Source organism: Paenibacillus sp. LjRoot153 (assembly GCF_964253085.1).
Taxonomy (GTDB): Bacteria; Bacillota; Bacilli; order Paenibacillales; family NBRC-103111; genus Paenibacillus_E.
This window is the reverse complement of the sequence record NZ_CAXUQH020000001.1, coordinates 5,659,157-5,685,387: the sequence shown is the minus strand read 5'-3', so window position 1 is coordinate 5,685,387 and position 26,231 is coordinate 5,659,157. Positions and strand designations below refer to the sequence as shown.

General features: G+C 45.7%; 22 protein-coding genes. 19 read left to right on the top strand and 3 right to left on the bottom strand.

Annotated elements, in window-relative coordinates; genetic code table 11:
* Position 1: 1 nt before the first annotated feature.
* From iolB to ACSQ8P_RS24450, 15 genes are all read left to right on the top strand, one after another.
* Positions 2 to 820, top strand: a complete 819-nt coding sequence (gene iolB / locus ACSQ8P_RS24520; RefSeq protein ID WP_436237583.1) for a 5-deoxy-glucuronate isomerase — start codon at positions 2 to 4, stop codon at positions 818 to 820.
* Positions 821 to 895: 75 nt separating this feature from the next.
* Positions 896 to 1,909: a LacI family DNA-binding transcriptional regulator gene (locus ACSQ8P_RS24515; RefSeq protein WP_436237582.1), complete on the top strand. Its 1,014-nt coding sequence runs from the start codon at positions 896 to 898 to the stop codon at positions 1,907 to 1,909.
* Between the two features lie 278 nt (positions 1,910 to 2,187).
* Complete coding sequence (locus ACSQ8P_RS24510) at positions 2,188 to 4,584, top strand: glycoside hydrolase family 95 protein (protein WP_436237581.1); 2,397 nt, start codon at positions 2,188 to 2,190, stop codon at positions 4,582 to 4,584.
* A 278-nt stretch (positions 4,585 to 4,862) separates the two neighbouring features.
* Complete coding sequence (locus ACSQ8P_RS24505) at positions 4,863 to 5,792, top strand: ABC transporter permease (RefSeq protein ID WP_436239594.1); 930 nt, start codon at positions 4,863 to 4,865, stop codon at positions 5,790 to 5,792.
* Positions 5,793 to 5,837: 45 nt separating this feature from the next.
* Positions 5,838 to 6,710 carry a carbohydrate ABC transporter permease gene (locus ACSQ8P_RS24500; protein WP_436237580.1) on the top strand — a complete coding sequence of 291 codons (873 nt, stop codon included), beginning with the start codon at positions 5,838 to 5,840 and terminating at the stop codon, positions 6,708 to 6,710.
* Between the two features lie 59 nt (positions 6,711 to 6,769).
* On the top strand, positions 6,770 to 8,449 hold the full coding sequence (locus tag ACSQ8P_RS24495; protein WP_436237579.1) for an extracellular solute-binding protein: 1,680 nt from the start codon (positions 6,770 to 6,772) through the stop codon (positions 8,447 to 8,449).
* A 120-nt stretch (positions 8,450 to 8,569) separates the two neighbouring features.
* Positions 8,570 to 9,649 (top strand): Gfo/Idh/MocA family protein, encoded by a 1,080-nt coding sequence (locus ACSQ8P_RS24490; protein ID WP_436237578.1) that lies wholly within the window; start codon positions 8,570 to 8,572, stop codon positions 9,647 to 9,649.
* Between the two features lie 25 nt (positions 9,650 to 9,674).
* Entirely contained in the window at positions 9,675 to 10,694 is a 1,020-nt protein-coding gene (locus tag ACSQ8P_RS24485) for a Gfo/Idh/MocA family protein (RefSeq protein WP_436239593.1), read from the top strand.
* A gap of 104 nt (positions 10,695 to 10,798) precedes the next feature.
* A complete protein-coding gene (locus tag ACSQ8P_RS24480) occupies positions 10,799 to 11,746 on the top strand; it encodes a sugar phosphate isomerase/epimerase family protein (protein WP_436237577.1) in 948 nt (315 codons plus the stop codon).
* 9 nt (positions 11,747 to 11,755) lie between these two features.
* Positions 11,756 to 13,495: a hypothetical protein gene (locus ACSQ8P_RS24475; protein ID WP_436237576.1), complete on the top strand. Its 1,740-nt coding sequence runs from the start codon at positions 11,756 to 11,758 to the stop codon at positions 13,493 to 13,495.
* A 14-nt stretch (positions 13,496 to 13,509) separates the two neighbouring features.
* Positions 13,510 to 15,750: a glycoside hydrolase family 88/105 protein gene (locus ACSQ8P_RS24470; protein WP_436237575.1), complete on the top strand. Its 2,241-nt coding sequence runs from the start codon at positions 13,510 to 13,512 to the stop codon at positions 15,748 to 15,750.
* A gap of 35 nt (positions 15,751 to 15,785) precedes the next feature.
* A complete protein-coding gene (locus ACSQ8P_RS24465) occupies positions 15,786 to 16,508 on the top strand; it encodes an MgtC/SapB family protein (protein WP_436237574.1) in 723 nt (240 codons plus the stop codon).
* Positions 16,509 to 17,064: 556 nt separating this feature from the next.
* Positions 17,065 to 17,712, top strand: a complete 648-nt coding sequence (locus ACSQ8P_RS24460; RefSeq protein ID WP_436237573.1) for a chromate transporter — start codon at positions 17,065 to 17,067, stop codon at positions 17,710 to 17,712.
* Between the two features lie 17 nt (positions 17,713 to 17,729).
* Entirely contained in the window at positions 17,730 to 18,269 is a 540-nt protein-coding gene (locus ACSQ8P_RS24455) for a chromate transporter (RefSeq protein ID WP_436237572.1), read from the top strand.
* A gap of 41 nt (positions 18,270 to 18,310) precedes the next feature.
* Entirely contained in the window at positions 18,311 to 19,285 is a 975-nt protein-coding gene (locus ACSQ8P_RS24450; protein WP_436237571.1) for a formylglycine-generating enzyme family protein, read from the top strand.
* Positions 19,286 to 19,467: 182 nt separating this feature from the next.
* On the opposite strand, the gene modB is transcribed toward ACSQ8P_RS24450, so the two are convergent.
* Positions 19,468 to 20,145 carry a molybdate ABC transporter permease subunit gene (gene modB / locus ACSQ8P_RS24445; RefSeq protein WP_436237570.1) on the bottom strand — a complete coding sequence of 226 codons (678 nt, stop codon included), beginning with the start codon at positions 20,143 to 20,145 and terminating at the stop codon, positions 19,468 to 19,470.
* Between the two features lie 2 nt (positions 20,146 to 20,147).
* Positions 20,148 to 20,936, bottom strand: a complete 789-nt coding sequence (modA, locus tag ACSQ8P_RS24440) for a molybdate ABC transporter substrate-binding protein (RefSeq protein ID WP_436237569.1) — start codon at positions 20,934 to 20,936, stop codon at positions 20,148 to 20,150.
* A gap of 165 nt (positions 20,937 to 21,101) precedes the next feature.
* Between modA and ACSQ8P_RS24435 the strand changes: the two genes are divergently transcribed.
* Both ACSQ8P_RS24435 and ACSQ8P_RS24430 read left to right on the top strand, forming a co-directional pair.
* Positions 21,102 to 22,058, top strand: a complete 957-nt coding sequence (locus tag ACSQ8P_RS24435; RefSeq protein ID WP_436237568.1) for a substrate-binding domain-containing protein — start codon at positions 21,102 to 21,104, stop codon at positions 22,056 to 22,058.
* A 12-nt stretch (positions 22,059 to 22,070) separates the two neighbouring features.
* Positions 22,071 to 22,346 carry a transporter suffix domain-containing protein gene (locus tag ACSQ8P_RS24430; protein ID WP_436237567.1) on the top strand — a complete coding sequence of 92 codons (276 nt, stop codon included), beginning with the start codon at positions 22,071 to 22,073 and terminating at the stop codon, positions 22,344 to 22,346.
* A gap of 50 nt (positions 22,347 to 22,396) precedes the next feature.
* On the opposite strand, the gene ACSQ8P_RS24425 is transcribed toward ACSQ8P_RS24430, so the two are convergent.
* The gene (locus ACSQ8P_RS24425; protein WP_436237566.1) at positions 22,397 to 23,296 is read right to left on the bottom strand and encodes a LysR family transcriptional regulator; all 900 of its coding nucleotides are present in this window, start codon (positions 23,294 to 23,296) and stop codon (positions 22,397 to 22,399) included.
* 251 nt (positions 23,297 to 23,547) lie between these two features.
* Here ACSQ8P_RS24425 and ACSQ8P_RS24420 point away from each other — a divergent pair, with 251 nt between their 5' ends.
* Positions 23,548 to 24,879, top strand: a complete 1,332-nt coding sequence (locus ACSQ8P_RS24420) for an LLM class flavin-dependent oxidoreductase (RefSeq protein WP_436237565.1) — start codon at positions 23,548 to 23,550, stop codon at positions 24,877 to 24,879.
* Between the two features lie 13 nt (positions 24,880 to 24,892).
* Positions 24,893 to 26,224: an LLM class flavin-dependent oxidoreductase gene (locus tag ACSQ8P_RS24415; RefSeq protein ID WP_436237564.1), complete on the top strand. Its 1,332-nt coding sequence runs from the start codon at positions 24,893 to 24,895 to the stop codon at positions 26,222 to 26,224.
* Positions 26,225 to 26,231: the final 7 nt, after the last annotated feature.

The following is a 26,231-nucleotide window of genomic DNA, read 5'->3' as shown; positions in this document are numbered from 1 at the left end:
GATGTCCAAATTAATTGTAACACCTGCTTCTTCTCCGAATGAGGAAGGCAGCCTATTACAAGTAACGCCGGAATCGGCAGGTTGGCAGTATGTTGGATTCGAAGTTGTCCAGCTTGCAGAAGGAGAAACCTTAAGACGTGAAACCGCGGATCAAGAGGTTTGCCTTGTACTGTTGAGCGGCAGAGCTGATGTTCAAACGAAGGAAGAACAATGGCAGGGGATTGGTCAGCGCATGAGCGTGTTTGAGCAAATTCCACCGTATTCCGTTTATGTGACTAGCAACGATAGCTATGAAGTGACGGCGTTAACCTCCTTACAGCTCGCTGTTTGCTCAGCTCCTGGCGCTGGGAACCATCGTTCACGCTTGATTGCTCCTACGCAAGTAGGCGTTGAAACGCGAGGGTATGGGAATATCGAGCGTTACATTCATAATATTTTACCAGAGAGCGAGCCAGCGGATAGTTTGCTTGTGGTCGAAGTATTTACACCGAACGGCCATTGGTCCAGTTATCCGCCGCACAAGCATGATCGTGATGCCCTTCCCGATGAATCCTTTTTGGAAGAAACGTATTATTTCCGCGTCCAGCCTGAGCGAGGTTTCGCGATTCAACGGGTATACACGGATGATCGATCACTTGATGAGACGTTAATTGTTAAGAACGGCGAAGCCGTGCTAGTTCCGCGTGGTTATCATCCTGTATCAGCGCCTCCGGGCTATGATGTGTATTATTTGAATGTCATGGCAGGACCTACGCGGACATGGAAATTTCATAATGACCCCGACCATGCCTGGATCATGACGAAGCCGAGCGAGTCGTAAGGCGGTTGCAAGTTCGCAGAAGCCCCGTCATAATGGGGGAATAACTGTATTCTTCGAGAAAAATGGGGTAGTAGAATGAAGGCAACCATTTACGATGTGGCGAGAGAAGCCGGTGTATCCATTGCAGCGGTTTCGCAAGTCATGAACGGTAAAGGGAAAATAAGTGAAGAGCGGCGCACTGAAATTCTGAAAGTGATGGAAAAGCTCAATTATCAGCCGAGTGTCATCGCATCGGCGCTGACGGGGAAGAAGACATATACATTAGGCCTGCTTGTCCCTGATATCTCCAATCCTTTTTTTGCAGAAATTGCAAGAGCAGTTGAGGACCAAGGTCATAATTTGGGATACAGTCTCGTCATCTGCAGCACGGATAATAAAGATGAACGTGTAGAGAGATACTTGTCCTTACTCCAGCAAAAAAGTGTGGATGGTATGATTATCGGGACCGGGATGGATAATAAGGAAATGCTTACACCACTGATGGAGCGTTCGATTCCCGTAGTCATGATCGCACGGGAGATGCCGGATTTGGCTGTACATACCGTTGTTGTTGACGATTTCGTTGGTGGCACGTTATCTGCTAAGCATCTCTTGGAGCTTGGTCATACTAGGATGGCGATCCTTGCCGAACACACCAAGGTTACGAGTAGTCGTGAACGGGTAAAAGGTTTCGTGACCACGCTTGCGGAAGCGGGTATCGGGCTCCCCGAAGCGAGGGTTCGTAATTGTAGTTATACCGTAGAAGACGGCAAACGCGAAGCGATTGAACTACTTGAAAAGCCTGAAGCCGAGAGGCCGACTGCACTTTTCTGCTGTAATGATATGCTCGCGATTGGTGCTTTGCAGGCTGCAAAACAATTAAAACTGCGTGTTCCTGAAGATATTTCCGTGATCGGTTTCGATAATACGATTCTAGCTTCTGTAACGGATCCACCGCTAACAACAATTGCACAGCCGATTGAGCCGATGGGCAAGCAAGTTGTCGATCTGCTTATTCTAGAGTTGAAGAAGAAGTCACAAGCCAAGCAACGCATTGTTATGCGTCCAGAACTCATCATCAGGCAATCCACAGCAGCTCCGGCAAAGTGATCGTATAAGGAAGCGAAGACTGCTTTCCCTTAGGGGGAGGCAGTTTTTAGTGTGCCGGGCATGGCGATTAACTAGGAAATAATTTGAAGGCGATCAAAGTTGTCGCTAATTCCCCATCATGAAAATAGCTTAATATTGTGCTAATACATCGTATTTATATACATATCCATTCACATTTCTTCATTTTACAATTGGTAGGTAAATCATATATTTAATAAGGTGAAAATACCGATGATTCAAACTAGGAACAGTAAATGTAATTGAAGGGTTGAGGAGAAATGAGGCTTTTATTTCAAAGTCCTGCTAAGGAATGGACTGAAGCGCTGCCAATTGGCAACGGTCGAATGGGTGCCATGATTTTCGGTGGAATCGAAGTAGAAAAAATTCAATTAAACGAAGATACGCTCTGGTCGGGTGGGCCTAAAAATTGTAATAACCCTCGTGCCAAGGAAGTGCTGCCGGAGGTGCGCCGTCTCTTGGCGGAAGGTAGATATGCGGATGCTGACCGAATGTGTAAGGAGATGTTAGGGCCGTACACGCAATCCTATTTGCCGTTTGGCGATCTCACACTTGTATTTGAGCATGGGGATATCGCGCATTCGTATAAACGAGAGCTGGATTTGCAGGAAGGGGTATCTCGCGTGGAGTACCAGATTGGTAATGTTTTGTACACGCGAGAGCTGTTTGCTTCTAATCCCAGTCAGGTTATTGCTGTTCGTCTGCAGTCCAGCCAAGCTGGATCGCTACATTTTACCGCACGTCTAGATAGCCTATTGCGTGTTAGTATGGTCCATGAGAACGGTCAATGGATCATTCGTGGGAAGGCACCGGTGCAGGTGGCGCCAAGCTATTATCATGTTGACCAACCGATTGTATACGAAGATCAAGAGGACGGAGAGGCGATGTCTTTCGTAGGTCGACTCGCGATTGTTTTGGAAGACGGTTACATGCATGCAGACCAAGCAGGTTTGCATGTTCGAGGAGCCACAAGTGTGACGCTTTACTTCAGTGCGGCAACAAGCTTTAATGGCTTTAATCGCTCCCCGGGCAGAGAAGGTAAGGATCCACTAGCGATCACAGAAACATACCTGGCAGAGGCGATGCAGTATTCTTATACGGAGCTTCGAGATAGTCATGTCAACGACTATCGCAGCTTGTTTGATAGAGTCAACATTCAACTTGGGAAGACGATCAGCCCTGCAGATATGCCGACAGACCAACGGATTTCTGAGTTTGGGGCTCAGGATCCGGGCTTAGTAGAACTATTATTTCAGTATGGCCGATATTTGATGATCGCCAGCTCACGCGAGGGGACACAGCCCGCTAACCTGCAAGGCATTTGGAATAAGGAGACAAGACCGCCGTGGAGCAGCAATTATACATTGAACATCAATACGGAGATGAACTATTGGCTCGCAGAAACCTGCAACCTACCTGAATGCCATCAACCGCTGCTCGATTTTATTGGGAATTTATCGGTTAACGGGAGGAGTACCGCAGAGATCAATTACGGTGTCCGTGGATGGACAGCGCATCACAACTCAGACATTTGGGCTCAGAGCGCACCCGTAGGCGATTTTGGACATGGCGACCCGGTTTGGGCATACTGGCCAATGGGCGGTGTTTGGCTTTGTCAGCATCTCTGGGAGCATTACGCCTTTGGCAGAGACAAGGCGTATCTAAATGAGAAAGCATATCCAATCATGAAAGAAGCCGCTCTGTTTTGTTTGGATTGGCTCATTGAGGATCAGGAAGGATATCTCGTCACAGCCCCTTCCACGTCGCCGGAACATAAATTTATTAGTAGTGACGGTGAGAAAGCAGCTGTAAGCGTAGCTTCGACGATGGACTTATCATTGATCTGGGATTTGTTTACGAATTGCCTCGAGGCTGCTGAAGTACTGCTTGTCGATGAGGATTTCAGATCCGAGCTCACTATGGCGAGAAGTAAGCTATTCCCGCTGAAAATTGGACAGTACGGCCAACTTCAGGAATGGTATAGCGATTTCGAGGAGGAGGACATGAATCACCGTCACGTCTCACATTTGTTCGGAGTATATCCTGGACGCCAAATTAATGGAGAGGTTACGCCCGATTTGTTTGCGGCGGCACGAACATCATTAAATAGACGCGGAGACGAGGGGACGGGCTGGAGTCTCGGTTGGAAAGTAGGCTTATGGGCCCGTTTCCAAGATGGTAATCGCGCGGAGCGGCTTATCTATAACATGTTGCAGCTCGTGAAGCCGGACAAGTGGAAATCACAGAGGGGCGGCGTTTATGCCAATTTGTTTGGTGCGCACCCGCCATTTCAAATCGATGGCAATTTTGCTGCTACAGCTGGCATATCGGAATTGTTGCTGCAGTCTCATAAAGGGTTTCTCCACTTGCTGCCAGCGCTTCCCGAAACGTGGATTTCCGGTTCTATTAACGGGTTGCGGGCGCGTGGAGGGTTCACGGTCAATTTACGCTGGGACAGCGGCAGTCTTAGCGAAGCGATGATCGATTCTTTGAACGGCGAACCGTGTACGATTTATTCTCGAATACCGGTACTGGTGTTGGATGAGGAGGGCCGACAAGTTACTTTTTATTCATTGGAACACTCAGGTTGCATTTCGTTCACAACATTTGCTGGATCTAGGTACAAGATCGTACCGCAATCGGGTTCCAACGATTGAGAATAATTGCAATTATTGAAGCAGTTTGTCTGAGGTTTACTTGCTTGAGGCAAAGGCGAACTCCCCCTATGAGGTATGGGGGAAGTTCGCCTTTTGTGCGCTTGTCAGCCATCGTAAAAGCTGCTTTATCAGCTAGTAATGACCCAATGAATTTATAGTTTCTTCTATAATATTTTAAGGGTTTTTCCTATAAAAACTTATATCATAGGGTTATAAGATTAAAGTAAAGGAGTGAAGCAAACATGAATGGGAATATTATTAAAACTCCTAACATCCAGATGACTCAAAGTGAGTTAAATGCCTTGCGACTAAAACGACGAAGAAGACTGAAACAGAACATTCCTTTGTTTATCATGCTGGTTCCTGTTGTTGCTTACTATATTTTATTCAAATATTGGCCTATGGGCGGACTTGTTATCGCTTTCAAGAATTATAACTTTGCAGATGGTATTTTAGGAAGTCCTTGGGTGGGACTGAAAAATTTTCATGTGTTATTCTCTAGTTCAAATACGCTACAAATTATTTGGAATACATTTTGGTTAAGTTTTCTGAGCTTGGTATTTGGATTTCCGACGCCGATCTTTCTAGCTATTTTATTAAATGAAGTGAGACGTTCGTGGTTTAAAAGATGGGTACAAACGATCATCTACTTACCGCATTTCTTCTCATGGGTTATTGTTTCCGGAATCGTATTGTCTCTGTTCGCAACGGATTATGGTTCAATTAATAAGGTGCTCGCCCTTTTTGGAATTGAACCGATTACTTTCCTGTATGAGTCCAAATCTTGGCTAGCCATTTTTGTTGGATCAGGAATTTGGAAGGAAATGGGTTTCAGCACCATCATTTATCTAGCAGCGCTTACGACCATTGATCCATCTCTATACGAATCTGCAGCTATGGATGGAGCTACGAAATGGCGGCAAATGTGGCACGTAACAATCCCAGGCATTCGTCACACGATTATCTTATTACTCATCTTAGCAATGGGTAAGATTATGGAAGTAGGCTTTGATCAAGTCTACAACTTACAGAACGCTGGAGTTTCGGAAGTGTCTGAAGTCATAAGTACTTATATTTATAAAATTGGCTTGGGCAATGCACAGTTTAGTTTAACAACAGCGATGGGATTTTTTGAATCCATCATTAGTTGCAGTCTTGTACTTATAGCTAATCGGATCGCTAAGAAATACGATCAAGCACTCTTCTAGCATCCTGTATACATCGAGTTCAACATCCGTGGAAGGAGGATTTGTATGAAAGCGACAAACGGAGAAAAAATATTTTATGCCATCAATTATTTAGTTCTCGGATTAATCGCCTTAACTTGTATTCTGCCATTTATTCATCTCATCGCTCTATCTCTAAGTGAGCGATCTGCTGTTGAATCTGGTCATGTCTTCTTCTGGCCTGTGGGTTTAGAGTTCACAGCCTATAAAGTTTTCTTCATCGCCAGCCCTGCTTGGAGTGCTTTTAAAAATAGTGTGATTATCACGGTGATTGGTGTGGTGTTAAGTTTATTGGGCACCATACTAGCTGCTTATCCGTTGTCTAGATCCTATCTGATTGGAAGACGCTATCTAGTTCTAGGTATGGTGTTCACCATGCTCTTCTCGGGTGGATTGATTCCCACATATCTCGTGATTAAGAACATGCACCTTATTGACTCCTATTGGGCTTTATGGCTTTCTGGATTCATCAGCACCTACAACATGCTTCTTATGAAAAGTTATTTCGAGAACATTCCCTATGAAGTACAGGAAGCTGCGCGAATTGATGGCTGTAATGATACTTCACTTCTTATTCGAATCATCTTACCGCTCTCACTTCCCATGCTCGCTACGCTTGCGTTATTCTATGGGATTGGTTTCTGGAATTCGTTTATGAACGTGCTCATGTACATCAATAAAAGTGAGATGTTGAACTTAACTGTAGTTGTACAAGGGATGCTGCAGAAAAATGATTTATTGAACTCCCCTTCCCTCAATTTGGAGGAACAGCAAACGGTTGCGACAGAGATGGTGAAATCCGTAGGGGTTGTTGTCATGGTTGTACCGATGCTGTTAGTATATCCATTCTTGCAAAAGTATTTTGTCAAGGGAGTTATGTTAGGATCAGTTAAAGGTTAACAACGAAGGTAATCCCGTTTAACAAAACGATAATATAATCTTGTAGGGGGAACGTGCATATGGAAAACAAGAAACTATGGCTTGGAATGACGGTAGGGGTTGTAGCTTTAGGGGCAACATTAGCGGGCTGCAGCAGTGACAAGAAAGAAGAAGCAACAACAAAGTCAGCAGAAGCAACTAAGTCTGCCGCAGTAACGCCAGCAAAACGTGGAGATGTTACAGTTTCCATGTACGATCGCGGTGGCGTTCCGGCATCGGAAGGCACCTATGAAGAAAATCGCTGGACCAAGTTTATTAACCAAAAGGGACCAGCCAATGTAAAATTCGTTCCAATTCTTCGCAGCGACTCTACGAAAAAATTAAACGTCCTGTTTGCTTCCGGTTCCGCTCCGGATATTGTCAACGAGTATAATACACCGTTCAGAGGCAGTTTGTATGACCAAAAACAATTGATGCCGATCGACAACATTTTGCAATATATGCCTGAATATCAAAAGCTATTAGAGAAGTATCCTCAGCTGAAGAAAGCAGGAACAAAACCAGATGGCAAGATTTACGAAATTGGTAAGGTAAAAGAAGCGACTCCAGCGCATATTCTTTATATTCGTACCGATTGGTTGAAAAAGTTGAATTTGCAAATGCCGACAACAACGGATGAACTATATAACGTGGCGAAAGCGTTTGTTGATCAAGACCCGGATGGTAATGGTAAGAAAGATACGTACGGCATGAACATGAGTACGTATTCAGAGCAAGCAATTAATGAAATTTTCGGTGAGAGTTCTTCAAAGACATTGCTGGCATGGGATATTAAGGACGGCAAAGTTGTTCGTGCATGGGACAAAGAATTTGCTTCCCTGACATTCAAGAAGAAACTTTATGATGGCGGAATTATCGACAAAGACTACATTAACGATAAAGATGGCAATAAAGCGAAACAGGATTTCCTTAACGGAAAGATCGGGATTTATGTTCAGTTCTCTGGCAGCGTAGGTGGTCTTGACTTACCTACATTGAAGAAAAATGTACCTGGTGTTGAAATTACACCATTAGGTTATCCGAAATCACCATTGGGAACATTTACTGGCGCGATCGATAACCCAGTTCAAATGACAACTGTTGTAAACGCGAAAGCGAAGGATCCTGAAGCAGTTGGCCGCTATCTTGACTTTATGATGCAGACCGACAATGCTCGGAAAACGATTTACGGGGATGAAGGAGTCCACTGGAAGAAAGCTGCAAACGGCTGTCCTCAAGTTATTGATGCAGATAAGTCCAAAAATGAAGTTGCTTACGCATTAGACTATTCCATGTTCTACTCAGCAGGCATAGACAAATGTAACTATACGTTGAGTGGGCTTAGCAACCCAGATGTGCTGCCTGATCAAAAAATCAACATGGAAATGTATAAAGTGATCCAAGGTATTTACTTCGATCCATCAAGAGAATATCCGGGAATCACACTAGGGGATCATATGCCAGTGTATCCAGCAGATCTTCAAGTTATCAATACAACAATTTTGAAAGAAAAAGATGATCTTTTCGTTAAAGCCATCCTTAGCGGTGCTAAGTACACGCCAGAACAAGCGATTAAAGATGCACAAGCAGCTTGGGATAAAGCAGACGGCAAGAAACTCGAAGAATTCATGAATAAATGGTATGCAGAAAATAAAAACACAGCGTTCTTGGCTAAGGATGCTATGGCCATCATCAAACAACAAATGGAGTTTGTGAAGTAATCGTTTCTTAGAAGAGCTGGATTTCGATGGGGAGTGCCTGCACGCTGAGGTATCTCATCGATGTCCAGCATCTTCTTTAAATACGTAGATATAAGCGTTACATCATGGGAGGAACTAACAGTGAACAAAGTGAAAGTAGCCATCATCGGTTGTGGCGGCATTGCAACGGGGAAGCATTTACCCAGCTTGAGCAAAATTGAGCAAGTCGAAATTATCGGATTCTTTGATATTTTTCCGGCAAGTGCACATAAGGCAGCTGAGAAATTTGGTGCTCCTGGAGCCAGAGTTTATGATGATTACCGCGAATTACTCGCAGATCCAACAATTGATGTCGTTCACATTTGTACACCGAATGATACACATGCGGAAATATCGATTGCTGCACTGGAAGCAGGCAAGCATGTGATGTGTGAGAAACCGATGGCCAAAACATCCTCAGATGCACGCCGTATGGTTGAAGCAGCGAAACGAACAGGTAAGAAATTAACAATTGGTTATAACAATCGCTTCCGCGCTGATAGCCAACATTTGAAACGAGTTATTGAAGATGGGGATTTGGGCGAGATTTATTTTGCAAAAGCACATGCTGTTCGCAGACGTGGTGTTCCCACTTGGGGTGTTTTTTTGGATGAAGAGAAACAAGGCGGCGGGCCGCTGATTGATATTGGTACGCATGCGCTCGATTTAACGCTTTGGTTAATGAATAACTATGAACCTAAGGTGGTGCTGGGCACCGCTTATCATAAACTTTCACGTAAGGAAAATGCAGCAAATTCTTGGGGTCCGTGGGATCCAGAGAAGTTCAAGGTTGAGGATTCAGCTTTTGCTATGATCGTCATGAAGAATGGCGCAACCATTATGGTGGAAGCGAGCTGGGCACTTAATACCCTCGATACCAAAGAAGCGAAAACTACGCTTTGCGGTACGGAAGGCGGAGCCGATATGCAAGATGGTTTGCGTATTAATGGTGAAAAGCATAGCCGCCTCTATGTGAACCAAATGCAGTTCGAAGCGAAAGGCGCGGATTTCTACGAAGGTAAGAAAGAGACGATGCAGGATAAAGAAATCCGCTTATGGATTAATGCCATTATCAACGATACAGAGCCAGTCGTAACACCAGAACAATCCTGTGTCGTGTCTGAGATTCTTGAAGCGATTTATGAATCGAATCGAACAGGGAAAGCAGTCTATTTTGACTAATACATCAGAAAAGAGACAGGGAACTATGATTAAAGTAGCGATGTTGAGCTTCTGGCACGTCCATGCCAAAGATTATGCACGTCTAGCTGCCGAACACACGGATACCGAAATTGTTGCTGTATGGGATGAAATCCAGGAGCGAGGCCAAGAAAAGGCTGAGGAACTAGGTGTTCCCTTTTACGGAAATTTGGAAGAACTTCTGAGAAATTCTGAGATTGACGCTGTCATTGTGGGTACTCCAACAAATCGGCATCATGAGGTCATTATCGCAGCTGCCAGAGCAGGTAAGCACATTTTTACGGAAAAAGTTGTTGCTACGACCACCAAAGAATGCAAAGAAATACTTGCCGTGGTAGAGGAAACCGGGGTCAAGCTAACCGTGTCCTTACCGCGTCTTTATATGGGCTTCGCACAAGCAGCGTTAACTTGTATCCGCGAAGGTCTTCTAGGCGATATAACGACTGTACGCATTCGACTTGCACATAATGGTGCGCTGCGAACAGAGAAACATCCAGACGGTGCACTTCCATCCCATTTCTTCAACTTGGAGCAATGCGGTGGGGGAGCGCTGATGGACCTAGGGTGTCATCCGATGTACTTAGCTCGATTGTTTCTGGGATTACCGGAAAGCGTTAGTGCAAGCTTTGGCTATATCACCAATCGTGAAGTCGAAGATAGTGCCGTAGTCACATTGCGTTATCCAAGTGGTGCGCTGGGCATTGTTGAAGCTGGATTTGTTAACAGCTATTCGCAATTTGATCTGGAGATTCAAGGAACAGAAGGTAATCTTATGTATGCCCGAACGGATGATAAATTACGCATCCGAAGCTCCAAAATGTCAGGTGAAGCCGCAACAGGGTGGCAAGAAGTGACTGAATTACCTAAATTGCCGTCTGCCTTCGAGCAATGGGTATCCCATATTCAGCATGGAACAACAGCAACAGAGAACATTGAGCTTGCCTTTGATTTGACCCGTTTAATGGAAGCATCGACCTTATCAGCACGTTACGGTGCTGTTATGAAGCTGATTGACCTTTCAGAATAAAACAGTTTCCCCAAGGAAAGGCCAGAGCATCCCCTTCATCGAAGTAAGGGAATTCTGACCTTTCTTTCATACTTATACACGAAGAACATTTAGGAGGAAGAGACATGATCGATAAAGGGGATTATTCTTTTTCAACCTGTTGGAACATTAAGCAGCACACAGTAGGACGTGGCATGATTGAGGAAATAAAAGAGCTGGGCTTTCGCAATGTCGAGCTTAACTATAACGTCACAGAAGAAATGATGACAACGATTGAACCCATGATTGAAACGGGCGAAATCGGCGTCTCCAGCGTACACAACGTGTTCCCTTTTATCAATGATAAGGATTATGATACGGATTCCGTCATGCTGGGCTTCGATGATGAAGCGAAGCGTAAGCGATCCGTGGAATTACTAATTCGTTCTATGGAATATGCCAATCGGTATGGGGCCAAAGCTGTGGTCGTACATCCAGGTGAAGTGCCTTTTGACTATAATATTGATGTAGATTTAAAAAAGCTTTATCGAGATCACGGCAAGGAATCACCGGAGTATCAGAAATTATGGAGTGTCATGATCGAAAGACGGGATCGGTTAAGTCCTCTGTATACGCAAAGAATTCAAGAAAGTTTGGAGATTGTAAGCGAGCATGCTGCCAAAAAAGGCTGGAATGTCGCGATCGGTATTGAAACTCGCTCCAGATCGTATCAGATGCCTTCCTTGATGGAAGCTAAGACGATCTGCGAAAACCTGGCAGGCAGCCCTGTGTATTTATGGTACGATATCGGCCATGCGATGATGATGGACCGAATGGGCTTATACGATAATCTCAAAGAACTGCAAGAAGTGAAGAAATATATTTATGGTGTACACATTCATGAAACGCTGGAACTTGCCGATCACTGGTGTCCTTATGTTCACAGCAAGGATTTGCACTATTTCGATCATTTCCTTGAAGCCATTGATTATGCGAAAGTGAAAGTCTACGAGCTGAAAGCTCTGTGTAAACCGAATGAAATTCATGAGAGTCACAACTTTATCACCAGTAAAATTACAGCTATGAAAGGGTAGGTGACCTACGTGGACGCTATTTATAATCGTTTAGTAACCCTGAATGATGAACTGACGGAAGCTACGTTGTTACAGCAGATTCTTGATCCTCAATCCAAATATTACGGAGGCATTCAGGACGAAACGGGCATTGCCCGAGCTAACCACATGAGTACGCCGCGTATGATAGCGGGTTGGGCGTCAGCCTTGGTTAATCCAGATTCTCGCTACTATCAGGATAGCTTTTTATTGAATGCATTGGATAAAGCGGTCGCGTTTATGCTGAACAGACAACATGCGGACGGTACCGTTTCATTGGGCTCAACCAATTATAATTCTCCCCCAGATACGGCGTTCGTAGTCGGTGGCGTAACACAGATGTACCAGCTGCTTAACAAGCACGATTGGGCTGAACTTGAGCCTGTGACAGCTAAGCTGAAGATCTTCCTGGAACGAACGATACCAGCCATGTTGACTGGCGGTTGTCACACACCGAATCATCGTTGGGTCATTACCGCAGCTCTTTCGTTGTTACATGAGATTTTTCCACAGCCTGAGCTTTTGGCACGAGCGGAAGACTGGTTGGCTGAAGGCTTGGATATCACCGAAGATGGAGAATGGACCGAGCGCAGCAACGGGATCTACAACGCTGTAAGCGATATCGCACTTTATCATACCGGTCGTTTGATGAACCGACCTGAACTTATCGAATGTGTACGAAGTAATCTTCGTATGATGATGTACTTGATTCACCCGTCCGGCGAAGTGGTAACGGATTACTCTGGACGTCAGGATTTCGGTCAGATCGCTACGATGGCGAACTACTTTCCGATTTACCGCTTAATGGCGGCGTATGATCAGGATCCGAACTTTGCTGCAATGGCCGATTATGCAGGATCTTTCATAACGGGCTTCCACGAAGGTGTGAATAACCATCCTCTGATGAATATGCTTGTGTACCCAGAGGCAGATATTTCTCAGTTGGAAAGAGCGCCGCTTCTTAATCGCTATGTGAAAGTGTTTAATGCACAGCATCCGATGAAGGAACATTTGCAGCAAATTGATGAGGTTGGTCATCATATGCACATTCAGCATAGCAGCATGCATCTCTCTTTCGGAGCTCCGTTGGTTCGGATCCGTGAATTGGATCAAAGTGTAACGATTATGTCGCAGACGCCTTCCTTCTTCTCGCTGCGCCATGGGAAAGCGAGGCTCCTTGGTGTCAAACTTGCTACATCGTTCTCACCAGGTATTGTGAAGTTCACGAATCTGGCAGCGAGCGAAGGCGGTTATAAGTTGGATACGGTGTTGGAAAAAGGCTACAACGGGCCGATCCCGCGTCATTTGCTGCCTGCTGGGACGGAAGGTTCGACACTCAGCCCGTGGTATTTGCTTCCGCATCAGCATCGGCCGATGACCCATCTACAAACGCTAGGACTGCAAGCAGAAATTACTTCAGGTGATTCGGAATGGACGATCCGAGTGGTGTCAGACGAGCGTGAGGATGTGTTCACGCAAGTGACCTTCATTTTTGGAAATGAAGGTGTGGTGAGTGGCGATGATTTGCTCGCAGGTGAAGAAGGCAAGTCCTTCCTGCGAAGCGGTTCTATGAAGTACGAAGCAGAGGGAGATGTTATTGAAATTTCTTCCGGCGCCTTTGAACATATCCTGCCTAGCGTTCGTGAAGATCAACATCCATCAGGATGCCAATATGTCCATGTCAACTTGGTTACACCTTATGATCGGACATTCAAGATCCGTCTACTGTAGAAAGGAAGTTCGTTATGACGACCTATTTCAATGAACAAGAGAGTATACAAACCCGTTTAGGGAATGACAATAAACAAACATTGAAAGTGCTTGCTGATCGTTATATTGGTGCGAATCCACCTGTACCATTCGCGTTTCGAGCATTCAGTCGAGCAGGCGTTTTGCAAAATGAAAAAGGGATGTTTGATCTCGATTTAGGCCGTAGATTTCCTGAGGCAAAACCTGGTCAGTTCTCCTATGCTTATGCTTTAGTTTGGAGTGATGGCGAACGTAATCTGGATGTATTGCTGGGCTGTTTGGGACCTATTCAGTTTTATTTCAACGATGAGCTGACTTATCGATCAACGGTCATTGACGAGATCAAGCCGGATGCCACTGTGAAGTTAAATCTGGATTTCGTGAAAGGTTGGAATCGTCTTTTTATTAAAGCGAAGCATACAGCTGCCGGTTTCGGCTGCTTATTCGGTTCCGATGAGGCGAAGGTACGCATTCTGAACGTGCTAGCTCCGTTTGCAGAACGCAAAGGACAAGCGGGTTGGGTGTTTTCCGCTCCAATGGACAACGATATTTTCGAGGGGCGCTCATTACCGGATGCCATATCCTCAGAAAAGAACAATGGCTTGAGTTGGCTGCCCATTCGTGAATGGGATGAGAGTGAGCTCTCACTGCCTGCCTGCGAGCGAATATTTGGGAGACAGCCTGGCAAACAGGCTTATGCTTGGACCCAGTTGAACAATGTAAGGCGAGGCCGAGAAACCTGTCTGTTCAAGGGCTATGCGGCTGGAGCGCTGACCGTATGGTTGGATGGCAAGCAAGTACTGGAGCTTACAGAGGAAGGCAACTTTCAGGTCGAAGTGCTGCTTTCTTATGGTCAACATCAACTTCTCGTTCGAAGTGTTTGTGGAAATAATACTTGGGGGTTCACGCTTGAGGCTTTTATCGGTGAAGAGGTTGTCCCACTCTGTTTACCGAAGCAGATTCATGGCGCTGCAGGCCCTTGGATGTATCTTGGCCCTCTGTCTGCCAGCATTTCCTTATCTTACGAGGATTTGGTACAGACGGATCGTGTGTACACGATCGATGTGAATTCCGAGAAGAAAACCTATTGGCGCTTAGATTGTCCTGACACATGGATTCGCCCTTATTATGAGAACGCCATGCTGAGCAATAAATGGACAGTTGGCAATGTGACGAATTATGCACGTTGGGATTATCCGCTCGGCGTTACGATTTATGGGCTCCTGCAAACAGGCCGCTTATTAGAGCGATCGGACATTACCCAGTATGCGCTGGACCATGTTCAAAGCTGTACAGACATGTTCTCGTATTCCCTATGGGATCGTGAGCAGTATGGGTTCCCAGCGATCAATCAACAATTGGTTATGATGAAAATGCTGGATAACTGCGGTTCCTTTGGCTCCGCGATGTTGGAAGCGTATCAGGAAGATGAGGATCAGGGCTTCATGGCCATTGCGAATCGAATCGCAAATTTCATCTTCCACGGGTTGGAACGCAAGGAAGACGGTGCATTTTATCGGATATGTCAGGATGAATATTCGGAAAATACGATGTGGGCAGATGATCTCTACATGAGCACACCGTTTCTGTGCCGTTATGCACGGATCACTGGTGTAACTGAAGCACTCGATGAAGCAGCAAAGCAATTTCTGCTATTCCGCAAGTACTTGTATATGCCGGAAGAACGCATTATGTCGCATGTATTTGATTTTAAATATGGCATGCCGACGGGAATCCCTTGGGGGCGTGGGAATGGTTGGACACTCTTTTCGTTAACAGAGGTGTTGGAAGCATTGCCAGCTTCACATGAAGCACGACCGGCGCTTGTGGATTTCTTTAATGACCTGTGCGGGGGATATGCCGATCTTCAAGCAGATAGCGGTCTATGGCATCAGGTGTTAAACGATACAGATGCGTATGAGGAAGCTTCGTGTACAGCGATGTTCGCCTATTCATTTGCACGTGGTGTTCGCTTTGGTTGGCTCAAAGAGCCGCAACGGTTCATTGAAGCAGCATTGAAAGCGTGGGATGGTCTGACACGTATTGCAATCGATGCGCAAGGGAATGTGCATGGTGTATGCAGTGGCTCGAGATATGCGTTTACGGCTGACTATTATAAAAAAGATCTGCTTACCGTTAAAAATGACAATCATGGCGTTGGCATTATGATGCTTGCTGGTTCGGAAGTCGTGAAGTTGAACCAATGGCTGGCAGATCCGCTTGAGGTTAAGCAATGATAGCTGCCGCCGATAGTGTGTGGCAAATTAGCCATATGGATTTAATTATTCGGATGGTGTTAGCGGTCATTCTTGGCGGTTTGATCGGTCTTGAAAGGGAATGGAACAATCATGCGGCAGGTTTTCGAACGCATATTCTAGTTTGTTTGGGCTCGGCGACCATCATGCTGTTGTCGGAGTATGGCTTCTCTGACTTTGTCAATGAAGCCAATGTCCGCATCGATCCCTCTCGGTTAGCTGCCCAGGTTGTCAGCGGCATTGGCTTTCTAGGCGCTGGCGCCATTTTGCGAAACGGTAATGTTATTAAAGGATTGACGACCGCTGCTTCCGTCTGGCTGGTTGCAGCCATCGGTTTAAGCGTCGGGGCAGGCTTTATTACCGGAGCGCTGGTCTGTACCTTTTTAGTCCTCATCAGTCTGTATGTCTTGAATAAGTTAGAGAAGCATATCATCAGACACCGACGTACTCATGAAGTCGAAATTATGATTAATGAGCATCCTGGATTCCTCAGCTCGCTAACCGCTCGCTTCGGGGAACAGGGCATACAGGTGATTCATCTCAAGATGATGCCAGAGAATTCTCCTTCTCCAATAGTAGCGAAAGGAAATGGCGGGGAAAGCCCGGTCATGCACTTGGTTTTTAGCTTACGATGTCCAAAACATGAGAAACTAATTGCGGCCTATGAGCAAATATGCGCGTTGGATATCGTCGTCAGCATGGAAGCCTCCAACTTCGTCTTTCATAAACAAGTGGCTTAGGGACGTGGAGACCTTGGATGCAAGATCCGTTTCTTATCGAAGGCGCTGCAGGGACCTTCCATCTTCTCTGGACAAATGGCTGTGGCAGGTGAAGGGTGATAAGTGATAAATGATAAGTGACAGGTGAAGCCAAGAGATGGATATCCATCTCTTGGCTATTTGTGCTTTTACAGGGTAAATGTACAGCGACTCAAACTACTAATATTTACTACATCACCGCTGATCATACTAGGACTTCGCGAGAAGCTGCATTAGTCCGATAATTCTGAATTAAAACAAAGATTACTAGTAATAAAAAGCCAATAGTCTGATTCTGCTGAACTATTTAGCCATTTTTCTTACGTGAGTGTTATTTGTCTAGCGCTCTCCCATTATAAAAACTTAAAATCATATTGAATTAAACTAAGTGAAACGATCGGATTAAAGGAATTAATTTCGTGACTATACTAGTGAACATTTTTCAAGTAAGCCCGAATCTCTAAATTGTTTATTCCAATTTGGAGTTAAGTGGGGTATAATTAAGATACCATACAAATGGGCTAGAGGGGGAATCCATATGCGAAATCATCAATTACATCTTTGTTTGGATATATTCTGGACATTTCTCAAGATCGGACCTTCCACGTTTGGCGGGGGATATGCAATGATTCCTGTCATTGAGAGGGAAGTGGTAGAAAAGCGAGAATGGATCAAACAAGACGAGATATCCAATATCGTATCGATAGCAGGCTCTGCGCCTGGCGGGATCGGCGTAAATGCATCGGCATTTATTGGCTATCGTTTGGCGGGTATACCTGGTGCAGCGGCAGCCGTCATCGGCATTGCTTTACCAACATTTCTAATTGCCTTAACACTAAGCATTTTCTTGATTTTCATGCAGGCAGATCCGAAAGTCGTGGCCGCATTCAAAGGCATTCATGGAGCAATCATTGGTCTCATCGTATTAGCGGCATACAATATGGCACGTTCGGCTATTTTTGATAAAACTACGTTAGTTACGGCAATTGGCACTGTAGCGATTCTGTTGCTGCTTCCAATCAATCCGCTTTTCATAATTCTCATCGGTTTGTTTATTGGATTTGTTTTTGTCAAAGTGAAAGAAACGTTTGGCTTCCAAATTAGCTTGGAAAAAGGCAAAGAACCTGTACACACATCCTACAATGGGTACACCTACTACGATTATTATATCGCGGATGGGATATGAGAAAGGTGGGGATGTAGATGTTGTTATGGGAGCTGTTTATTACTTTTTTGAAAATAGGATTCATGTCATTCGGCGGCGGCTATGCGATGATTCCGATCATTCAACATGAGGTAGAGCAGCATGAATGGATGACGACAGAGCATTTTGCTCAGAGTGTGGCTGTGGCAGGGATGGCGCCTGGGCCGATTGCAACGAATACAGCAACAATAATTGGCTATAAAGCAGATGGCATTCTCGGTGCTATTATTTCAACGATTGGCATTGTATTGCCGTCGCTGGTTATTGTCCTTATCATTTCTTCTTTCTTTTATAAAATAGTTCAAAGTAGAGCGGTGCATATCACTTTTTATGGGTTGAGACCGATTGTAACAGGATTAATCGTCTATGCGGCCATCCATTTTGGCTTCTCAGACCGTACACAGCAACTATTTTCGTGGCAGGTTTTATTTACTATTGGAATCGCGGCGGGTGTGTTTATTGTTGTACATAAGTACAAATGGCATCCACTTGCAACCATTGTATTGTCGGCTCTCGTCGGAATTGCTATATTTAGTTAATAGCAGACAACTGATAGTACGAAAATGAGAGGACGACAGTTATGGATACGAATAATAAAACTTGCTGTTCTGCCAGCCGTGCGTCATCCGATCAACCATCGGTACATCCGGAAGTGTTAGTTTCAGTTGAGATACCAATGGCAGCCGGTCCAATTGGCAAAGAAGGTATGGTATTAATCCCTGGAGGGAAATTTCTAATGGGAACGGATGACCGCGAGGGATTCCCGGCGGATGGCGAAGGTCCTGTACGTGAGATTAATTTAAAACCCTTCTACATAGACACTTGTGCGGTAACGAATGCTGATTTCAAGCAATTTGTTGATGCGACGAATTACAAAACAGAGGCCGAATCCTTTGGCTGGTCATTTGTTTTTCACTTGTTTGTGTCCGAAGCAACAGCAGCACGTGTGCAGAATAAAGTACAGCAGACCCCATGGTGGTGGGTGGTTGAGGGGGCAGATTGGTTGCATCCCGAGGGGCCCGATTCCCATGTCGAAGATCGCTGGGATCACCCGGCTATCCATGTTTCATGGAGCGATGCGATGGCCTATTGCAAATGGGCAGGCAAACGTCTACCAACAGAAGCCGAATGGGAATATGCTGCTCGAGGTGGGCTAGCCCAGAAGCGTTATCCTTGGGGAGACGAGCTTAAGCCAGGCGGACGGCATATGTGTAACATTTGGCAAGGAAAGTTTCCTGACAAAAACAATCAAAGTGACGGCTACGCAGGCACTGCGCCCGTCAAAGCGTTCGAGCCCAATGCATACGGCTTGTATAACGTGGCAGGCAACGTGTGGGAGTGGTGCTCTGATTGGTTTAGCCCGAATTACCATGTGAAGGGCAAAAGGGACAACCCTGTCGGCCCTCCATCTGGAGACACACGAGTACTTCGTGGCGGCTCATACCTGTGCCACCGTTCATATTGCAATCGCTATCGTGTTGCGGCACGCAGTAAAAATACACCAGACAGCTCAACCGGCAACATCGGGTTTCGATGCGCGGCGGATGCGAAGTAGTTGAAATGAAAAGCCACCTTTTCCATTAGGGAATAGGTGGCTTTTTGTCGTATGTGTGGTGGCGACAGATGATCTGTGAAAAATAAATCTAATTTCCTGGGAAATCAAGTGAAGTTTGATTCAGATGGATAAAGCCTGTAGTGATGATTTTCATCACTACAGGCTTTGAAATCCGACATGTGTCACGCCTCATTCCGCCCCCTCCGATTCGCCAGCAGCAAGAAGCCGAACGAAATGGCAATGATCGCGCCTGCCCAGCACCAAGCGAGCGTGTGATTACCCGCCTCAACCGCGATGTAGATGGCGGTTGGCAAGGTTTGGGTGCGATGCGGAATATTGCCCGCGATCATCAGAGTGGCACCGAATTCACCGAGTCCTCGCGCAAAGCCGAGGATGTAGGCCGAGCGGACTGAGCGCCACGCAAGTGGCAGGGTGATGTACCACAGCACCTGCCACTCGTTAGCTCCAGCGGATCGCGCGGCGTTCTCTAGATCCGCTTTGACCGAAGCGAAGCCGGTCTTCATCGTTTGATATACGAGGGGGAAAGCGACAACGATCGAAGCGATCACGGCCGCCCCCCAAGTGAAAATAATCGATTGATGGAACAGAGTGTCCATCACAGTGCCGATCCAGCTTTTCTTGCCGAGCATCACGAGCAAGATAAATCCAACTACCGTTGGCGGCAGTACCAGCGGCAGCATAAAGGCCGTCTCGACCAAGGATTTCCCGCGGAAGCTCCGCCGAGTCATTTGCCATGCCGCATATCCGCCAAGCAACAGAACGAAGACACTAGCGACCAATGCGACTTTCAAAGATAGCATAATTGGTGAAGCAAACTCACTCCATGTGATGTTGTCCATAGCTATTGGGGAATCGTGAAGCCGAACTTCACGAATACGTCCTGTGCTTCTTTACTTTTCAAATAGGTGTAAAATTCGGTTGCTTCTTTGCTATGTTTGCTCGCTTTGACAATCCCAGCAGGATATTCGATCGGTTTGTATGATTGGGGATCGACCGTGAGGGCAATTTTCACCTTCGTAGACGTTAACGCGTCTGTTTTATACACGAAGCCTGCCTCAGCATTACCTGACTCTACATAGGTGAGGACTTGACGGACATCTTTGCCTTGCACGATTTTGGCTTGCAGCGGGTCCCAGAGCTTCGCGTTCGTTAAGGCTTCTTTGGCATAGCTGCCAGCAGGAACGGTTTGAGGTTCGCCAACAGCAATATGTGTGACGCTAGCAGAAGAGAGACCTTCAAGCTTTTGCACATTCAATTTGCTATCTACGGGTACGATGACCACCAAGCCATTGAGCAGCAAATTGCTTTGCTGTGAAGCATCGATCAACGATTTATCGACGAGCTCTTTCATGTTTTTGCTAGCTGCAGATAGGAAGACATCAGCTGGAGCGCCTTGTTCGATTTGCTGCTGCAGGGCGCCGGAGGCACCGAAATTATACTGAAGCTTAATGTGCGTATGTTTCTTCTCGAAGCTGGTTTGAATTTCTTTCATGGCATCCGTTAAGCTTGCTGCCGCTGAAATGGTTAGTTCGACATTGGACTGTTCCACTAGCTTGGAGCATCCTGTTACTACGGTACAAACGACAATTAGAAGAAATAATATAGAACGGAACATAACATTTTTTAGCATAGTAACCCCTCCGCAAGTAAATGTCTATCTATTTAAATATAAATAGTATGGTTTAGATATAAATGATTATAGTTGAACAACGTTGATACGTAAATAACTAAAGTTTGAATTACCTAGCTCCTGCGCTTATGATAGAAGGAGACATCGACCCCCTGGAGGAAAATGATGACAAGCGACATATCCTATACGACGGAAGACATCTCCAAACTTTTGAAAATCTCCAAGCTAACGGTTTATGATTTGATCAAAAAAGGGGATCTCCCGGCCTATCGAGTTGGCAAGCAAATGCGTGTAGATGCAGCAGATCTTGAAGCCTATAAAATGCGTGCCAAAAGTGGTCGAGGGCATGAGATTAAGACCGAGCCTATGGAAACCGTTCCAATTCAGCAACATGTCACAATAAAGAACGTATCCCAACCTTCGGTAGTCATTACAGGGCAGGATGTTAGTTTAGATATTTTGGCGAAACATTTGGAGAGAAAAGCCCCGCAGATCAGACCGCTCCGCTCCTACGTAGGCAGCTTGGACAGCTTAATTGCGATGTATAAAGGTGAATCAGACATTGTCAGTACGCATTTATTAGACGGTGACACCGGTGAATATAACATTCCCTATATACGGAAATTACTGATCGGATCTTCTTATGTCGTCATAAATCTTGTCTCTCGGTCTGCAGGCTTATATGTTCAAAAGGGGAACCCCAAGCAACTTCGCGGCTGGGCGGATCTCCAGCAACCCCATCTACTGCTTGCAAATCGTGAGAAGGGCTCTGGGGCACGCGTTCTCTTAGATGAACAGCTCAGGCTTCACGGCATTCCGTGGCAACAGATACAAGGGTACGATCAGGAAGAATCCAACCATATGGGTGTCGCGGGCAAAGTGGCACTTGGTGAAGCCGACTTCGGCGTAGGGATAGAGAAAGCGGCTTATATGGTCGGGGGGGTTGAATTCATCCCACTGATTAGGGAGCGCGTTGATCTTGTCATGCTCAAGAAACCGGATAATCTGGCATGGATTGAAGCTGCTAAACAAGTGTTGCAGTCAGAAGCATTCCATCATGAACTGCGTCCGATTCAGGGCTATGATCTCTCGCAAACAGGACAGGTTTTATTTGAAACATAAGGGGGACATGACGTGGCCAAAAAACTAGGCATCAGCTTGTTAATTCTGTCGACAATCGCTTTTTTAAGTGCTTTTACGATACCATTTTTCATACATACGGGAGGCGGTATGGCCAAGTGGATTGCGGGGCTTCTAATTTTCAGTGAGGTTACCTTCTGGACGGGCGGCATTTTATTAGGCAAAGAGGTTGCCAAGAAATATAGAAGCTACCTCAACCCGAAAAACTGGAAACGAAAGAATGTGCCAGACAATCCAGATCAGGTTTCCATCAAACAAGACGACAAATGAAAAAGCAGTATTCCTAACTCAGGAATACTGCTTTTTTTGTATCTCGATCCTCAAGAGGCTGAAGATATCGGGCTTTTTAGCTCCTTACGGAAAATCTTGACGAGACTCTCTGTCGCTAAGCTGAAGGTGCTGGCATTCATTTTGCGCAGTAAGCCTGTAACTAAACCGGAATCCAAATCATCAATCGCTTTAAGTACAGTGCCTTGAGGAGTAGGCGTTGCTGAAATGACAGGAACAACCGCAATGCCGAAATCGGCTTGTACATAGTATTTGAGCGCAGCCATATTGCCGATCTCCATGCCGGAGTAGGGGCTGCCGCCATTTTCGAGCAAGGCATTTTCTAGCTTTTGACGATAAGGGCATTGCGAGTTTGTGATAAGTAAGTGTTCATGCTGTAAATCCCTTAAACGAATAGATGATTTCGAAGCTAACGAATGGGTTTCTGGGACGAGCAGTGCGAGTCTTTCGATGAAAAGAGGCTCGAAGGAATGGTCTAATCCCGTATTAGGCGTCGAGCAAATAGCCATATCAATGCTTCCCTCATGGAGCATCTGGCCAAGTACTGTCGTGTTGCCAATGTGAATGCTGATCTTCACTTTGGGATGCTGACGCAGGAAGGGACCAAGCAGCTGTGGCAGTCGATAGCTAGCTGTGGGTTCCATGACCCCGAGACGAATGATCCCTGCATCCCCTTTGACGAGTTCATCCATAGAAGCTTGCAGATAATCATAATCCTTCAGCAACAGATCGGCATTCTGATGAAACAATCTGCCAGCCTCCGTTAGCGTCAGCTTTTTCCCACGTTCTAAAAGCTTAACCCCCAGATCACTTTCGAGCTTCTGTATATGCATGGTTACGGTCGATTGGCCGTATTGCAGCTCCTCGGCCGCACGCTGAAAACTACCGAGCCTGATAATGGTTTGAAAGGTTTTGATATTGCGAATATCCATAGGAACACCTGTCCTCTCCTAAGATTTGGTTCATGATTTGTGAAGTATACCATCGGATTTTTCAATTTTACAAAGTCTTACAACTATCATAACATGAATTCTAATTAATCCAAGTGGTTTACTTGTATATTCATAAAAAATGAATCAAGCGTTCATCTTTTTGAATTGTACAACAGAAAGATCCTGTTTTATGATAAATACCATTAAGTGCATCGGAATAATCAAATATAATTTATAGGAGGCTGATTCAAATGGCAAAGACAAAGAAAATTAAACTAGGTGCAATGATTCATGGTGTAGGCGGAGGATGGGAAGATTGGAAACATCCTGATGCAATCACGGATGCAAGCACGAATTTTCAATTTTATAAACATCAAGCCCAAACAGCGGAAGCGGGGAAATTTGATTTTGCGTTCATCGCAGATAGTGTTCATATCACTGAAAAATCAAGTCCCCATTACTTGAATCGTTTCGAACCGCTCACGATTCTATCCGCACTTGCAGCCGTCACGAAACGGATCGGACTTGTTGCGACAGTAACCGTCAGCTATAGCGAGCCTTTCACAGTGGCTAGGCAATTCGCTTCACTGGACTTGATCAGCAAAGGGCGCGCGGGTTGGAACGTAGTCACTTCTTGGTTATCGGGCAGTGCGAACAATTATAGCAAGGATGAGCATCCCCCGCATGAGAAGCGTTATCGTATTGCGCAAGAGCATGTGGATGTGGTGAAAGGCTTATGGGATTCATGGGAAGATGATGCATTCACGCGGAATAAAGAGACTGGTCAGTTTTTTAACCCGGCGAAGCTGCATACCTTGAATCACAAAGGTGAGTTCTTCTCCGTACAGGGTACACTGAACATTGCCCGTTCGAAGCAAGGGCAGCCTGTCATTTTCCAGGCAGGAACTTCCGAGGATGGCCGTAATTTTGCTTCCAAAAATGCAGATGCCATCTTCGTTGGACATGAGAATATCGAGGAAGCCAAGGCGTATTATGCGGATATTAAACGCAGAGTCGTTTCCTTCGGTCGCAACGCTGATGATGTTTCGATCCTTCCTGGCATTCGACCAATCATTGGCCGCACGGAAGAAGAAGCTGAGCGAAAGTACCTCGAAACGGTCAATCTCGTATCCATCGACAAAGCGATTATTGCGTTGGGTCGACCCTTCAATGATTTTGATTTTAGTGTATACCCGTTGGATGAACCTTTCCCAGATCTTGGAGATTTGGGGGCTAACAGCCAACAAGGCGGCTCAGCGAAGATCAAGCGATTAGCGAAAGAACACAATTTGACATTGCGACAAGTGGCTCTACGTTTTGCAACACCAAAAGGGAATTTCGTGGGCACACCGGAGAAGATCGCTGATACGATTCAGCAATGGGTGGAAGAAGGAGCGTCTGACGGATTCATTATTGGTGTGGGGATACCGGGAGCATTGCAGGATTTCGTGGAATTGGTTGTGCCGATTTTACAAGAACGCGGCTTATATCGAACGGAATATGAACATGACACACTGCGTGGTCATTTAGGTTTGGAAGTACCGATTAACCGGAATAGCAAAGCCAAAGTGCTGAACTCATAAGGAGGAGAAACACATGTCCAAACAAAGAAAACTTAAACTAGGTGCCACAATTACAGGTGTAGGTACTTCTAAATATACATGGCGAAATCCAGAAATACCGGGGGATGCCAGTGTTGATTTTGATTATTATGCCGGGCAAGCGTTGCAAGCAGAGGAAGGCAAATTTGATTTTGTTTTTATCGTCGATAGCACCTATATTACGGAGAAATCAGCTCCTCATTATTTAAACAGGCTGGAGCCTCTAACAGTTCTATCAGCACTCGGAGCCGTTACCTCGAAGATTGGTCTGGTGGGGACGCTAACTGCGTCTTTCACGCAACCATTCACTGTGGCAAGACAGTTTGCTTCACTGGATCACATTAGTAGCGGGCGAGCAGGATGGAACGTTGTGACGACGGGGCTTGAAGGTGCAGCTCGTAATTATAGCAGGGATGAGCACTATGCCCATGATGAGCGTTATCGGATCGCAGAGGAGCATTTGGAGGTTGTACGTGGTCTATGGGACTCTTGGGAAGATGACGCATTCACGCGAGATAAATCAACCGGTCAGTTCTTTGATCCCAGCAAGCTGCATGCGTTGAATCATAAAGGCAAGCATTTCTCCGTGCAGGGGCCATTGAACATTGCCCGTTCGCAGCAAGGTCAGCCTGTGATTTTCCAAGCTGGCGGGTCGGACGATGGTCGCAATTTAGCGGCGAAGAGTGCGAATGCGATATTCACAGGACACGAATCAATCAAGGAAGCAAAAGCATTTTATCAAGATATTAAAGCGCGTGCGGCTAGTTATGGCAGGGCGAGCGAGGAAATCCTCGTGTTCCCAGGCATCAGTCCAATCATTGGACGGACGGCAGAAGAAGCAGAGAGCAAATATCAGGCAATTGCAGGGTTAGTGACGTTGGAGGATGCGCTTGATCAGCTGGGTCGTCCATTCACTTACCACGATTTCAAACAGTATCCGTTGGATGAGCCATTCCCGGATCTTGGTGATCTTGGCAGCAACAGCTACCGTAGTTCAACAGATCGGATTAAGCGAATTGCCAAGGAAGAAAATTTGACCCTTCGTCAAACGGCACTGCGATTTGCAACGCCAAGAAGCAGCTTCGTCGGTACGCCTGAGCAGATCGCAGATACTGTTCAACAATGGTTTGAAGAAGGCGCAGCCGACGGTTTTATTATTCATACGGGCATACCTAGTGTGCTTAAGGATTTCGTTGAGCTGGTTGTACCCATCCTTCAGGAGCGCGGCATTTATCGGGAAGAGTACGAAAGTGATACGTTACGAGGCAATTTAGGGCTTGAAATCCCAGTAAACCGCTATACCAAACAGAGAATAGCTCAAGCATAAGCTTAGA